We start from the raw sequence: 15,407 nt of genomic DNA, 5'->3' as shown, positions 1-15,407 counted from the left end.
TGAGTTATATAATCACATCATGATTTTAATATTATGGAGGTATGTATTATGAAAGTAGTTGCTTTTAATGGAAGTCCTAAAAAGAATGGAAATACTTACGAGGCAATAAAAGCTGTAGCAGAAGAATTAAAGAAAGAGAATATAGATGTAGAAATAGTTCATGTTGGAAATAAGGTTATACGTGGATGTATGGCTTGTGGCGGATGTGCCAGAAATATGAACGAAAAGTGTGTTATGCAGAATGATGAAGTCAACGATTGGATTCAAAAGATGAAAGAAGCTGATGGAATCATTCTAGGCTCTCCAGTGCATTATTCTGCTATAGCAGGAACTATGAAATCATTTTTAGATCGTGCGTTTTATGTTACATCTGTAAATAATGGTATGCTTAGACACAAAGTAGGTGCAAGTGTTGTTGCAGTTAGAAGGTCTGGTGGAGTTCCAACATTTACTCAGTTAAATAATTATCTTAATTATTCTGAGATGTTAATGCCAACATCAAATTATTGGAACGTAGTTCATGGTACAGCACCAGGAGAAGCAGTGCAGGATGAGGAAGGAATGCAGATAATGAGGGTTTTAGGAAAGAACATGGCATGGTTATTAAAACTTGCTGATTCTGGGAAAGCTAATGTAGAAGAAAGTGAAGCTGAAGAGAAAGTATTTACTAACTTCATAAGATAGAGTTTAAGAGGATAATGACTAAATTAATAATTTATAAGGAGAAAGAGAGTATGATAAGTAAGTTTGATAAAACAGTAACTTTAAGTAATGGCGTAAAAATGCCATTATTAGGTCTTGGTGTTTTTAGAGCAGAAGATACTCCAGAACTAGCTAATGCAGTAAAGGCTGCAATAAAGCATGGTTATAGAAGTATTGATGGTGCAGCTGTTTATGGCAATGAAGTGAGTATGGGGAAAGGAATTGCAGAAGGGATAAAAGAAGCTGGTATTTCCAGAGAAGAGTTATTTATAACATCTAAGGTTTGGAATGCTGATTTAGGATATGAGTCTGCAATAAAGGCTTATGATGAAAGTTTAAATAGGCTTGGACTTGATTACTTAGATTTATATCTTATACATTGGCCTGTAGCAGGAAAGTATAAGGATGCTTGGAGAGCTTTAGAATACTTATATAAACAAGGAAAAGTGAAGTCTATAGGAGTAAGTAATTTTCAAGTAAGCCATCTTGAGGATTTAATGAAGGATTCAGAAATTAACCCGATGGTAAATCAAATAGAATTTCATCCTCGCTTAACACAAATGAAGGTGAGAGAGTTTTGTAAACAAAATAATATTCAAGTTGAAGCATGGTCACCACTTATGGTTGGCAAGTTATTTGATAATGAAGTATTAAAAGAGATTGCTAAAAGCCATAATAAATCTGTTGCACAAGTAATATTACGTTGGGATATTCAAAATGATGTTGTGACTATTCCTAAGTCTATAAATGAAAGCAGAATAATAGAAAATTCACAAATATTCGATTTTGATTTGACTGACGAAGAAGTAGAGAAAATAAATTCATTAAATGAAGATTTTAGGGTAGGACCTGATCCGGATAATTTTGATTTCTAATTGCTTAAAAACATTATTTTAAGATAATTTATGTTTTAGTAGTTTTAAGTTCATGAGCGAAAGATTCGTAATTTTGTATTTTAAAAAAGATTAAAAACTAAATTTAATAAATTAGTATTTCAAAAATTAAATTCAATAAAATGGTATTTTAAAAGATATATATTTATAAGAATAGGATGAATTATGTTACATCCTATTTTTATTTTTTTATGAATATAATATTATTCGTTTAAACCTGTCCATAATTTATTTAGAAGAATACCATTGTAATCTTGATTATATTCCCAGAACATTGCGCCGCCAAGACCTTTTGATTTTATATACTTAATTTTATACTCAATTGATTCTTCATCCTCATAAGTAATAAATGAATCATCATTTTTTAAATAAGCGGCTTTTGCTTCATAATCCCAGTATCTAGTCCAACCATTTTTATTTATATAATTTTCAAGTAGATTTCCATATGAAAGATATTCATGACCATGATACCCATAAAAAGGAATACCTAAATTAATTTTCATAGCCGGAACACCTGCCTGCAAAAATATGTTTACTGATTCATCACAGCTAAAACCTGATCCATAGGGGGAAGAAGTTGGATAAAGATTTGCATTATGAGCATTATAACCAAAGTCATAAGTCATTAAATTTATATAATCGCAGATATTTACTATTTCATTAATTTCAACATTATTAATGTAAAATTTATCTGCTCCAGCTGCAATACTGAGTATTTTATTCGTTCCAATTTTGTTACGTATAGATTTAAGTAAAAGCGTGAAATTTTCTTTATCTTTAGGAGTACATTTAATTAGGTTACAAGAGTCGCTAACAGGATATTCCCAATCAAGGTCTATTCCATCTATACCATAGTTATTTACGATATCCAGACAGCTATTTGCAAAACTATTCCGTGAGGATTCTAAATAGGCTGCATCGGAAAAGCCTTCAGCTCCCCAACCACCTATTGAAAGAATGACCATTAATTTGGGATTTTGAGATTTTAATGATACCAAATTCATTAAATTTTGATCATCAGGAATGAAAATTGAACTGTTTATAATACTTCCAAAAGCGTAATTAATATGAGTTAATTTGTTAGGATTTACATTGGTAGTGGCACCGTGTATATATCCTACTATTCTATATTTAGCTGTATTAGATGAATAATAAGATGAAGTTATTCTTTTTATTTCTATCAGTCCCTTCTAAATGTTTATAAAATATTTATATTTAATTTAAGTACATATATATTGCAATTATTTAGGACTAATTGACTACTTGGCTCGCTAGAGTTTTAAGATAGATTTATTATTGGAATATGTGTGTAGATAAATCAATTATGGCCTGGATTCACACTATGAAATATATCCTAAATAACAATGCTTTTAATTTAGATTCGTTAGATGAGCATATTAAAAAAGTTGATAAAACTTTAAGTTAACACATAAATATAGTTTTAAAGGCTAATATCTATATTTTTAAAAGTTTTATTTGTATTTAATAAAAGTATATGTGGAAGGCTTATAAATGGGAATATAAAGCTGAATACCATGTTCCAAAACAGTTACTTTATCCCTTGTATTTACTTGGAATCTTTAGTAAAATACTTAAAAATAAGATTTAAGAGAGAAGGTGTTACATGAGCAACAAACCATTATTCAAAAATTATATTAGTAAGCTTGAAGTAATATTAGATAATATGTTTAATGCAATAATTGCAGTTGATAGTAACGATAAAATACTTTTTATTAATGAAGCAGCTAGTATTCTTTTTGACATAGATAGTAAAGGTGGTTTAGGCAAGAATATTAACGAAATAATGCCAGAGCCAGATATAGAATACTTTCTGTCAACTAAAAAAGAGGAAATTAAAAGGCCAATAGTAGTTAATGAATTGAATTTGATCTTGAGTATTATACCTTTTGGAGAAAATACTGATACCCAGAGATCGATGCTGATTTTTAGTAATGTGACAAATTATAATCAGTTAATTCATAAGCTTGAGGAAGAGAGAGATAGCAAAGAAATACTAAATACTGTGATTGAAACTGCTTATGATGGAATGATTATCATTGATAAGCAGGGGATAGTTACTATGATCAGTAATGCCTATACAGAATTTTTAGGGATTAAGAGAGAGGATGCTATCGGCAGGCATGTAAATGAAGTGATAGAAAATACTAGAATGCCAATAGTATTAGAAACTGGAAAAGAAGAAGTAGCGCAACTTCATAAGATAAAAGGAAGCTATATGATAGCGTCAAGAATACCAATAGTAAAAAATGGAGAAATTATTGGGGTAGTGGGGAAGGTCTTATTTAGAAATGTAAAAGAATTAAATAGCCTTTATAAACGAATAAGCGTTATAGAAAAGGAATTAGCTACTTATAAATCAAAGCTTAGAGAATTCAATAAAGCAAATTATTCTCTTGAAAATATTATAGGTGATAGTGAACCTATTGTTATGGCTAAAGCTATAGTTGAAAAAGCTGCTCATACAAATTCAAATGTTCTCATTTTAGGGGAAAGCGGTACAGGTAAAGAAATCTTTGCACATGCAATACATTCAGAAAGTAATAGACATGAAGGGCCATTTGTTAAGGTTAATTGTGCAGCAATTCCAAGTGATTTACTTGAATCAGAATTATTTGGCTATGAAGCAGGAGCTTTTACAGGTGCCAAAAAAGAAGGTAAGATAGGAAAATTCGAGATTGCAAATGAAGGTACTATATTTCTAGATGAGATTGGAGATATGCCTCTCCATATGCAGGTAAAGCTATTAAGAGTTATTCAAGAAAGAGAAGTTGAAAAAGTTGGTGGCGTAGCTAGTAAAAAGATTAATATTAGAATAATTGCTGCAACAAATAGGAATCTTGAAAGATTAGTTGAAGAAGGTAAGTTTCGTGAAGATTTATATTATAGACTTAATGTCGTGACAATTGAAATTCCACCTTTAAGAGAAAGGGGAAACGATATAATACTTATTTCTAATCATTTAATAAAAAAGCTTTCAGTTGATTTAGATAAGAAGGTTAAAGGAATCTCTAAGGAGGCTGAACAATATCTTAAAATTTATGAATGGAAGGGTAATGTAAGAGAATTAGAAAATATATTAGAGCGGGCTATAAACATTATGGAGAACAGTGAGATTATTCAAGTAAAAGATTTACCGAAAGAGATCACAGGAAAAAAGGTTTCAATGGTTCCTAAGAAGCTTCAAGATATTCTTGCTGAAAGTGAAAAAAATGCTATTATTCTTGCCCTTAGGGCTGCGGATGGTAATAAAACTAAGGCAGCAAAAATTCTTGATATAGGGCGTACTAGTTTATATGAGAAAATAGAAAAATATAAAATACAAACATAGTTGTTCGTTCTCACGAACAACTACTTTTTTTATGCAAAATAATTGTACGGAAAATCATACACTATGTAAATGTTTACTTAAGAAATTGTACGAAATAACGTACAAAAACTTTCTATGATTAAGAATTTTTTGTGAAATTACTTATAGAAAAGCGCAATTTTACGTTGAATACATGCTCGAAATCTTGGCATGGATATTGCTTATATAAATAAGTGTAAAAGGAATTATAAATAAAATATTACACTCTTGCTTTATGGAGTATATAAAAGTGTGAAAAGGAGGAGTAAAGATGAACAAGATAATGTCGGTAGAACAAGCAATCGCCTTAATCAAAAGTGGAGACACAGTTGCATTTGGTGGATTTATAGGTGCTGGGCATGCAGAAGGGGTTTCTAAGAAGCTTAAGGAAATATACTTAGAACAAGGTGCCCCTAATAATTTAACTCTTGTTTATGCAGCGGGACAAGGAGATGGTAAAGAAAAAGGTTTGAATCATTTAGGACAAGAAGGCCTTCTTTCAAAGGTAATAGGTGGTCATTGGGGATTAGCTCCTAAGATCCAAAAACTCGCAATTGAAAACAAAATAAAGGCTTACAATCTTCCACAAGGAGTAATATCTAGTCTTTATAGAGATATTGCGGCAGGTAAACCAGGTACAATTACTCATGTTGGTTTAAAGACTTTCGTAGATCCAAGAGTTGAGGGAGGAAAATTAAATGAATGTACAACAGAGGATATTGTAAAGGTTATTGAAATTGATAATAAAGAATATCTCTACTACAAAGCTTTTCCTATAGATGTAGCTGTATTAAGAGCAACATATGCAGATGAAGATGGAAATGCAACTCTTCAAAAGGAAGCAGCAACACTGGATGGTTTATCTATGGCACAGGCAGCAAAAAATTCTGGTGGAAAAGTAATTCTTCAGGTTGAGAAAATAGTCTCTAAGGGAACTTTAGATCCAAAGCTTGTAAAAATCCCTGGAATACTTGTAGATTCTATAGTTGTAGCTAATAGTGAAGACCATATGCAGACATTTGCTGAAGTATTTAATCCTGCTTATAGTGGAGAAATAAGAATGCCGGCAGATTCTATCAAATGTCTTTCAATGGATGAGAGAAAAATAATAGCAAGGCGTTGTGCAATGGAACTCATACCAAATGCAGTAACTAATCTTGGCATAGGTATGCCAGAGGGGATTTCAATGGTTGCCAATGAAGAAGGAATAGGAGATACAATGAGATTAACTATTGAATCAGGCCCGATTGGTGGAATCCCAGCAGGAGGTTTAAGTTTTGGTGCAGCTATAAATCCAGATAGCATTATAGATCAGTCATCTCAATTTGATTTTTATGATGGCGGTGGCTTAGATGTAGCATTTTTAGGACTAGCTCAATGCGATGAAAAAGGCAATATAAATGTAAGTAAATTTGGTCCTAAGATAGCTGGATGTGGAGGATTTATAAATATAACTCAAAATTCAAAAAAGGTTATATTCTGTGGCACATTTACAGCCGGAGGACTTAAAATTAATGTTGCTGATGGTAGGCTAGTAATCGAAAATGAGGGAAGGTCAAAGAAGTTTATTAAGAATGTTGAACAAATCACATTCAGTGGAGATTACGCTAGAGATGTGAATCAACCGGTATTATATATAACTGAAAGAGCAGTTTTCAGATTAACAAAAGATGGAGTTACATTAGAAGAAATAGCTCCAGGAGTAGACTTACAAAAGGATATTATTGATCAAATGGACTTTAAGCCAATAATATCAAAGGAATTGAAAATAATGGATGAAAGAATTTTTAAAGATAAGCCTATGAAGTTGAAGTAACAACTAATATAAGTGAATAGGATACGGATAAAATATTTGAAAATAAAAATAATAAAATAACGGAGGTTTTGTATATGGCAGTTATAGGAATTTTATTAAGCTTAGCACTTTTAATGTTTATGGCCTATAAGGGGTTCTCAGTTATTGTTTTCGCACCTATATTTGCGATTATGGCAGCTATATTTTCAGGAATGGCGATTATGCCAACTTATACGGAAATATTCTTACCTAACTTGGGTAACTATGTAAAAGTTTACTTTCCATTCTTCTTACTAGGTGCAGTATTTGGTAAGGTTATGGAGCAATCTGGTGCAGCAAAATCAATAGCAAAATTTATAGTAGATAAATTAGGAAAAAAACGAGCTATGCTATCTGTAATATTAGCAGCAGCTATACTAACTTATGGTGGAGTAAGTCTTTTCGTTGTAGCATTTGCTGTTTATCCATTTGCAGCTTCTATATTTAAAGAAGCAGATATACCAAAGAGACTTGTCCCTGCAACTATTGCTGTTGGTGCTTTCACATTCACAATGGATGCGCTTCCAGGAACACCTCAAATTCAAAACTCTATACCAATGAAATTCTTTAACACAGATTTATATGCAGCTCCTATATTTGGAACTCTAGGTGCAATTATGGTTTTAGTTTGTGGTGTATCTTACTTAGAATGGTGCAAACGCAAAGCTCAGGCAAAAGGAGAAGGATATGGAACAAACCATAAGCAAGAGCCTGTAATTGTTGAAGACAGCAGCTTGCCGAATCCATTTATATCAGCATTACCATTAGCATCGGTACTTATAGTGACTCTAGTTCTTCAAAAAGTTGTATTTCCTAAATGGGATATCGTTTCTTGGGTAACTAAAGCTCCATACAACATACCGGAAGCTGGTGTTGTAGGTTCAATGAATAACTGGGCTCTTATGATTGCACTTGTAATTGGTATTACTCTTGCAGTATCAATTAACCCAAAACGTATGAAAGGAAACTTTGCTGCAGCAATCAATGCTGGTGCAATTGGATCACTTTTAGCAGTTATGAACACAGCATCAGAAGTAGGATTCGGTAATGTTATCAAAACTTTACCAGGATTTCAATCTATAGCTCATGCTTTAACTAATATTAACCCAGATGGAAGCCCATTACTTTCAGAGGCAGTTACAGTAAATGTTCTTTCAGGAGTTACAGGTTCTGCTTCAGGAGGAATGAGTATAGCACTTGACACTTTTGGAAAACAATATTTAACTTGGGCAAATAGTGTTGGAATAGATCCACAATTACTTCACCGTGTTGCTGCTATGGCTTCAGGTGGTATGGATACATTACCTCATAATGGTGCAGTTATAACATTACTTGGAATTGCAGGATTAACTCATAAACAATCATATAAAGATATATTTGTAATCACTTGTATAAAGACAGGAACTGTATTTGCATTGATAGCATTACAAAGCATAATACATTTTGTTTAATTAGAATTAAAAATACTTACAAATAATATTCTGAAAATTATATAGCAAAGAAGGGGGATTACTAGTGAAAGGATTAACTATAAAGGAATTAAAGATTGGAGATAAGGCATCTTTTCAAAAGACTATTACAGAAACTGATGTATATTTATATGCTGGAATAACAGGAGATTTAAATCCAGCACATATAAATCAAGTTGAATCAGAAAAAACAATGTTTCAAGGTAGAATCGCTCATGGAATGTTAACTGCTGGTTTAGTATCTGCAGTATTAGGAATGCAATTGCCAGGGCCAGGTTCAATTTATCTTGGACAAGAATTAAAATTTACGGCGCCAGTAAAAATAGGAGATACAATTAAGGCTGAAGTGGAAGTAATAGAAAGAATTGAAGATAAAAATAGAATAAAATTAAGTACTACATGTACAAATCAAGATGGTGTTGAAGTGCTTAAAGGCATAGCAACAATAATGCCTCCTAAATAAAGACAAGCTTTAAAAAACAGTGTGAATTTCAATAATTTGAAGTTTACACTGTTTTTATGTATTAACTAAAAATATAAAAAAATAACGAATGTATCTGCTTCGTATTTGTATTATATGAAAGTATATTATTATTTTCTTAGAAGGTTTTAGGTGCTAATATCCAAATGACAGTTTTTCAAGCAAAACAGTAAGCCTGTACAATTTGATTAATATATGTAAGGAATAATCAAATGAGTACAGACTTTTATTCATTTAAATAAAAAGTTTTTTATTAAGAATTTTTTTCAGCCCACAAACCATGTAAGTTGCAATATTCTCTAGCAAAAAGGACAGGTTCATCTACCTTAAAGAAAGCCTCAGGCTTTTCACCAGGTTTTAAGAATTTTTTATATACGTTACTTTCAGTATGAATTTCAATCCATTCTATATAGTGATTATCAAGCATAGGATGTTCTACAGAGCCTACCTTTACTAAAACTCCACCTTCAACTTTTTCAATTACAGGAACGTGCTTTTCTGTTGCTCCATCAGTAGTATTTTCAGCTTTAAGCTTCATTGGCTGATTACAACATACTAGTGTACCTCCAGCATTATGAACAACCTCCACAATATTACCACAAACTTCACATTTATAAACTTGTTTTAATTCAGTCATTTTATTACCTCCTAAATTTAATTATAAATCTTTAACTATTTCTTCGTAATTTTTCTGCAAGATCTTGGATATAAAGTTTTACTTGTCTCTAAATAACCAAGTTCAATTGTCATTGCAACAATCTTGTACTCTTTAAATTTATTTCTGAAATGTCTTTTTAATGACTAAGAATCTTAAAATTATTATTTATGTATATTTTAAGATTGAAACCATCAAATTGTTTAAAATTTATCTAACATAATTAGAAAAAATGAGAGTCTTATCGTTAAGACTATTATATACATAACAATCATATTAGTCAATAATTATTATTAGTTAATAAAATGAATTGATATGAATTCTCTATTGAATTAAAAATAGCAGGTAATATGATAAAGAAGTGAATGTTTAGAAACATTATTAAATTAAGCAGATAACATTATAGTAAATATGTAATTTTATTAAACAATGTTAAGTTTATAAATCTGCAAGAAATTTTGCATAGTAAAAAGGCTATTTGTTAACAGATAGCCTTTTTACTTAAAGATTATATTGAAGTATTATTTAACATTTGCTTACAATTCAATGTAATTCTATTTAAATATTTAATTTTTTATTGAAACATTGGGCCGGTATATTCTTCGTATGGTATACGAACAGCAGCTCCAGATTCATCTAATTTGTATGGTGTTCCTTCAGTAGGATTTATTCCATGAGCTAAATTAGAACCTATGGTATAAATAGCATTAGCCATAATACTAGTATCTTGAACAGGAGAACCTAACATGAAGCCTTTTGAAATTAATTCTTTGGCTTCAGGAACGCCATCCACTCCAACAATAGGAATTACCTTGGATTTATTTCCAGTATTATAGCCATATTTTTGTAATGCTTTAGTTGCACCAATTGCCATAGAATCATCATTTGAAATTATTGCTTCCACCTTACTTCCAAACCTCAAAAATAATGCATCTACAGTATTTTGTGCTGTTTCTCTATCCCAATTCAAAACAGGCGACGCAAGTTCTTCTGTTTTGATTCCAGCTTGCTGAATAGTTGAAGTAGAATATGCTGATCTATCGATAGATGTTTTATTAAGTCTTTCGCCAATAAGCATTATGTATTGTAATACGTTATCTTTATTTTTATCAATTAAATCCTTATGCTTGTTCCAAGAATCGGTAATAATTTTACCTTGTAAAGCGCCAGCTTGTTTTGAATCAGTACCTACATATAGAGCCTTCTTATATGATTTTATAGCGTCCATTGTAAGTGGTTCTCTATTAAAAACTATTACTGGAATTTCATATTTTGATATTTTATTAATTAAGTCTCCTATATCATTAACATTAACCATATCTAATAATATTAGATCGACTCCTTCATTAAGTTTAGTATCAAGTTCTGCATTTTGAGTTGATTGATTGAATTTCGCGTCATAAAATGTGAAGATGACTTCGTTTGGATGTTGATTTTGTATATCTTCAAAATTTTTACGGAGAAATATAAGATAATCATCATTAAGATCTGCCGAAAACAGGCCAACTCTAATGGTAGACATTTGTTTAGAATTTTCTGCAACGGCCGTATTATTGAAAAAGTTGCTTCTAAGCACAGCGCTAAATATTATAGTAATTGCAGTTATAGCTAATATCTTTTTTAATATTTTCATTTAAATCCTCCAGTCCTGTGTACTTATAAATGTATTATACGTTTTAAGAAAAAGTTTATACTTAATTTAATGATATCTATAAGTTAAAAATAATTTTCTGTATAAATAAAAAAGCCCCAATAATGGGGCTAAAAGTGGATAGTTTAAATCATGAAAACATCTATATTATATGAAATTTTCGTAGAAATATTCATGTAATATGAATAGTATTTGAATGCAATATATATTCCGATAATGCAATTACATTGTTTGTTTAATATTATTGATACCCCTGTTTTTTAATTTCAATAGTAGATTATTTATAATCATATTTGCCTCCAAAAATATTTAATGTAGTCTGCGCAGCTTCTATGCCGTTAACCATAAGGACAATTTTATGAATGCCAGGATGATGCTTTCGGACAGTAAGATCTGCAAAGCTATGTATACGCGTACCTTGTAAATGTGCATTAGGTAACAATGTTTTGTCAGATAAAAAAAATAATTTACGTGATGGTTTACCATTTGATTTTATAAAATCAATGCCATATTCCAAGCGGATATGTACTGGGGAACCCCAGTCTATATCCAGTGAATAATTCAACTCACAACTGCCTCCAATTTTAAGGTGGTTAGGTTGAGCAGAGATTGAGGCATTTCTAAATATGGGATTTTCAGCTGAAGAGCTAGTGTAACCAAAGAGTGACATTGCATTGGGATTAGCTCTTTTAATAAGAGTGCGACAGCCGTGTCTTAAAATCCAATCAGTATTTTGATTATGACATATCCAATTTTCCGCTATCGCTAAAACAGCGTCAGGGTTATCTTTTGAAATGTCATTAAGGTTGTTAGCAACACTCTTGCGTACATAAAGAGAGTCGTCTTCTTTCAAATTTTCTAACACTTTAAAAACAGGTAATGGATCGGCTTTAAACATCGGAAGAGCTATTCCCCAAGGAAGACGTGGCCGACAACCTTCACTTGAAAGACGCCGTATATGCTCATTGGGAGATAATGACCATTTCATCATATATTTCATTACACTGTTAGAGTCACTCAATAAAAAGGGTCGAATCGCAAACTCTGACGATGATTGTTGAGTGAAGCGTTCTAAAGCATTCATGGAAAGCTCAAAATATTCCCCGTGTCGTCCATATGTAGCAACAAAATCAGGAAAGAATAGATATGGGAATCCCACACAGCTTTCATTAATAGAGAATAAGATATTTAGTGCATTTTCAAAATCATTAGGAAGGTAGTTACCTAATATTTCAGCTATTCTATGAATACGAGCCTTTAAAGGTAATTCATCCCACGGATAAGCTAAAATTGAAGCAACAAAATCGTTCTTATTAAATTCTGCATAAACATTGTGTATTTTATTTGCAAAATCATTTAAAAATTCTAACGTATAAATATTTTTTAATGGTTCACTCATAAGTATTTCATAATCTCCTTGTGACTACTGTATCAAAAACTTGATATTTTATTATAATTTGAATTTAAAATATAATAAAATATTTTAATGACGTAATCCTTATACAGTTAAATTTTATTTATTATTATTTTAATAAACTAAACTTGACTACATTATGTCAAGTTTTGGAAGTATATTTATTTATCATGTTGCCTAAACGGTTAATAATTTCGTTTCGGATATCTATAGGCTCTATAATTTCCAACATTGCCCCGAAAGAAAGAAGATAATTATAAATCCATTCACCTTCAGGCATCGAAATGTCTATAGAGTAAGAGCCATCTTTATTCATAGTTATATTTTCTTCATCAAAATCATCATATACTCTATAGGCACCTTCTGATGATACTTTTAGCTTAAGATGAATTAGTTCACTGAATTTTTCTGATGGTGAATCATTAATAAGATCTTGTAAATCTTGATGTATACAACTTTCATCTGTAATATTAATATCACTCATACGAGTTATCTTAAAGGTTCTAAACGCTGTTCTTTGAAGACAATATCCGTGTAGATACCAAGATTTATCTTTGAATAACAATTTAAAAGGTTCAACATATCTATTACTTTTCATACCGTCAGCACTAAAATATGAGAAATTAATTACTTTTTGCTTTAGTATTGATTCTTTTATTAGATTAAAGATCTTTTTTTGTTTTTTCTCACTACCCCAGTTTGAGAAATCAACTTCAATCCAATTAATATCACTTTTCTGAAAAAGATTGCTTAATTTTGATAATACATCATTAATATCATCGTATCCTACAGCGGAAAGACTCTGTAGAGCAAGTAGAATTTTATCCTGTTCTACTTCAGAAAATAGTGATTTATCAAAAATGAATTTATCTACTAATGAAATACCGCCTCCTTTACCTTGACTTGAATATATAGGAATTCCAGCCTGGCATAGAGCGTCGATATCTCTATAAATTGTTCTGACAGATACTTCAAAATGATCTGATAGTTCCCTTGCTGTTATTGATTTTTTTTTGAGTAGAATATATATAATTTGAAACAATCTGCTAATCTGCATAATATCACCTCACATATAAATATATAATATATAACTTGACAACATAATGTCATATTATATCATTAATATAGAAAGCCTAACCGAAAAAACTTTAAAAGGGGTAATTTTAATGATAGGAATAATTGTAGGAACTCATGGAGATTTATCTAAAGAGTTAGTTAAATCTGCAGAAATGATCTATGGAGAACAAAAGAATATTGGATGTATTACATTTAAGCCAGGAGAGGGAATTGAGAATTTATTAGAGAAATACAATAAACTTATACAAGAATTAAATTGTACAGAAGGAATTCTAGTCATGGTTGATCTCTTTGGGGGAAGTCCATTTAATGCTGCTAGTATGATTGCATTAGAAAAGGAAGATATGGAGGTAATAACTGGAGTTAATATGCCAATGCTATTAGAAGTTTTTGCGAGCAGAGATATTTCATCAAGCCTTTCAGAGCTATTAGAGATTGCAAAAAATGGGGGCAAAAACGCCATAAAACAATTGGAGAAACAAGCAGGCAGGAATTTAGATGATGATGACATATTATGAGCAAATAGGAGAACTAAACCTGAATGGGAGGAAGTTCTCCTATTTGCATTTAAAATGTTAATTATAAATTTTATGATAGTATATACGTTTATATGACCTATAAGGAATTATTTATAGAATAAAGTTTATGAAAATAGAAAATTATTGTTTTTTTATATATTCATGAAAAGGCAATTTGATTATAGGACCAGTTCCATCAAATTCATAGTTTGTATGACTAAGTGGTTGAGCACCAGAAATTAAATTCAATCCTACAGAGTGTATGGCATCTGCATAAGCACGAGTATTTTGAATAACTGTACCTGTCATAAAGCCTTGATCTATTAGTTTCCTAGATTCTGGTATTGCATCTACACCAACAACTGGAATGCATCTTGAATTGCCGCCTTTGTTAAAACCATATTTTTGAAGTGCTTCAATAGCACCAATAGCCATAGCATCATTATTAGAAATTATAACCTCAATCCTACTATATAGATTTAGGAGGGAAGATTGTATGTCGTCTCTTGCACAATCTTTATTCCAATTGCATGTAGACGATAGAAGTTCTTCTGTTTTTATACCCTCATCATTAATTGTTTGAATACAATACTTACTTCTTAAAGGTGTTGACGGATCGCCAATGGGTCCTTTTAACATAATATACTGCATTACATTATCTTTATTTCTATCTAAGATTTCTTTATTAGAATTCCATGTGTCAGTAAGAATTTTTCCTTGAATAGAACCAGATTGGGCATCGTCTGCACCAATTATGACAGCTCGATTATAAGTTCTAATATAATTTATTATGGGGTCACTTGGAATTAGTGTTACAATCAGCGGAATATTATGATTGAATATTTTGCTAAGGGCATTTTGCGAAAAATTTGTGCTAGAGTTAACCAAGTCTACCACAAACAGATTAAAGTTCTGATTAAATGACTCATCAATATTTTGATTTTGAATAGTTTCATTACCTTTTGAATCAAAGAATGTAAACAGGACTCTATTTTTATTTTCTTTTTCAACTGCCTCTAAATCTTTTTTTAAACTTGAAATAAAAGGTGAATTAAAATTGCTTAGGAATACTGCAATTTTAACTTGATTTTGAGAATTAGCATTTGGGCTAGCGTATGCAGAGATTTCAATGTTATGCAAGAGTAATATTGAAATTATTATAAGAGATAGTGCATTTTTAAAAAGCTTCATTGTTGTCCTCCATAGTTAGTAAATTATTTGAAATACACATGTAATTAGGTTGTCCTGTATTAAAAAAATTATTCATTTTAAGAGTCTTATTCTTATAAAATGTTTTATAAGAATAAGACATTTTATAGTGAGAAAGCAAAGTTATTTAATTTAAA

General features: G+C 30.9%; 13 protein-coding genes. 7 read left to right on the top strand and 6 right to left on the bottom strand.

Annotated elements, in window-relative coordinates; all coding sequences use genetic code 11:
- Positions 1 to 48: 48 nt before the first annotated feature.
- Positions 49 to 684: a flavodoxin family protein gene (locus tag PZA12_RS17195; RefSeq protein WP_103697731.1), complete on the top strand. Its 636-nt coding sequence runs from the start codon at positions 49 to 51 to the stop codon at positions 682 to 684.
- Between the two features lie 50 nt (positions 685 to 734).
- Positions 735 to 1,577 (top strand): aldo/keto reductase, encoded by an 843-nt coding sequence (locus tag PZA12_RS17190; RefSeq protein WP_103697730.1) that lies wholly within the window; start codon positions 735 to 737, stop codon positions 1,575 to 1,577.
- A gap of 221 nt (positions 1,578 to 1,798) precedes the next feature.
- Here PZA12_RS17190 and PZA12_RS17185 read toward each other — a convergent pair whose 3' ends face one another.
- Entirely contained in the window at positions 1,799 to 2,719 is a 921-nt protein-coding gene (locus tag PZA12_RS17185) for a glycoside hydrolase family 18 protein (protein ID WP_278286259.1), read from the bottom strand.
- Between the two features lie 500 nt (positions 2,720 to 3,219).
- On the opposite strand from PZA12_RS17185, the gene PZA12_RS17180 reads away from it, so the two are divergent.
- From PZA12_RS17180 to PZA12_RS17165, 4 genes are all read left to right on the top strand, one after another.
- A complete protein-coding gene (locus tag PZA12_RS17180; protein WP_103697728.1) occupies positions 3,220 to 4,944 on the top strand; it encodes a sigma 54-interacting transcriptional regulator in 1,725 nt (574 codons plus the stop codon).
- Positions 4,945 to 5,233: 289 nt separating this feature from the next.
- Positions 5,234 to 6,778, top strand: coding sequence for an acyl CoA:acetate/3-ketoacid CoA transferase (locus PZA12_RS17175; protein WP_103697727.1), 1,545 nt, complete (start codon positions 5,234 to 5,236; stop codon positions 6,776 to 6,778).
- Positions 6,779 to 6,852: 74 nt separating this feature from the next.
- Positions 6,853 to 8,247, top strand: a complete 1,395-nt coding sequence (locus PZA12_RS17170; protein WP_077841828.1) for a GntP family permease — start codon at positions 6,853 to 6,855, stop codon at positions 8,245 to 8,247.
- Positions 8,248 to 8,311: 64 nt separating this feature from the next.
- Positions 8,312 to 8,728 carry a MaoC family dehydratase gene (locus tag PZA12_RS17165; RefSeq protein ID WP_041898146.1) on the top strand — a complete coding sequence of 139 codons (417 nt, stop codon included), beginning with the start codon at positions 8,312 to 8,314 and terminating at the stop codon, positions 8,726 to 8,728.
- 271 nt (positions 8,729 to 8,999) lie between these two features.
- Here the strand turns inward: PZA12_RS17165 and PZA12_RS17160 are convergent, their stop codons facing one another.
- From PZA12_RS17160 to PZA12_RS17145, 4 genes are all read right to left on the bottom strand, one after another.
- Complete coding sequence (locus PZA12_RS17160) at positions 9,000 to 9,383, bottom strand: desulfoferrodoxin (RefSeq protein WP_078117432.1); 384 nt, start codon at positions 9,381 to 9,383, stop codon at positions 9,000 to 9,002.
- A 592-nt stretch (positions 9,384 to 9,975) separates the two neighbouring features.
- Positions 9,976 to 11,034, bottom strand: a complete 1,059-nt coding sequence (locus PZA12_RS17155) for a galactose ABC transporter substrate-binding protein (protein ID WP_103697726.1) — start codon at positions 11,032 to 11,034, stop codon at positions 9,976 to 9,978.
- 295 nt (positions 11,035 to 11,329) lie between these two features.
- Positions 11,330 to 12,451: a DNA alkylation repair protein gene (locus PZA12_RS17150; RefSeq protein WP_103697725.1), complete on the bottom strand. Its 1,122-nt coding sequence runs from the start codon at positions 12,449 to 12,451 to the stop codon at positions 11,330 to 11,332.
- A gap of 157 nt (positions 12,452 to 12,608) precedes the next feature.
- Positions 12,609 to 13,523, bottom strand: a complete 915-nt coding sequence (locus tag PZA12_RS17145) for a helix-turn-helix transcriptional regulator (protein ID WP_103697724.1) — start codon at positions 13,521 to 13,523, stop codon at positions 12,609 to 12,611.
- 109 nt (positions 13,524 to 13,632) lie between these two features.
- On the opposite strand from PZA12_RS17145, the gene PZA12_RS17140 reads away from it, so the two are divergent.
- Positions 13,633 to 14,061 (top strand): PTS sugar transporter subunit IIA, encoded by a 429-nt coding sequence (locus PZA12_RS17140; RefSeq protein ID WP_103697723.1) that lies wholly within the window; start codon positions 13,633 to 13,635, stop codon positions 14,059 to 14,061.
- A gap of 141 nt (positions 14,062 to 14,202) precedes the next feature.
- Here PZA12_RS17140 and PZA12_RS17135 read toward each other — a convergent pair whose 3' ends face one another.
- On the bottom strand, positions 14,203 to 15,252 hold the full coding sequence (locus PZA12_RS17135) for a galactose ABC transporter substrate-binding protein (RefSeq protein ID WP_077841822.1): 1,050 nt from the start codon (positions 15,250 to 15,252) through the stop codon (positions 14,203 to 14,205).
- Between the last annotated feature and the right edge of the window lie 155 nt (positions 15,253 to 15,407).

Source organism: Clostridium beijerinckii, from assembly GCF_036699995.1.
GTDB classification, from domain to species: domain Bacteria; phylum Bacillota; class Clostridia; order Clostridiales; family Clostridiaceae; genus Clostridium; species Clostridium helianthi.
The sequence above is the reverse complement of the archived record's forward strand: the minus strand, read 5'-3'. Positions and strand labels throughout refer to the sequence as shown.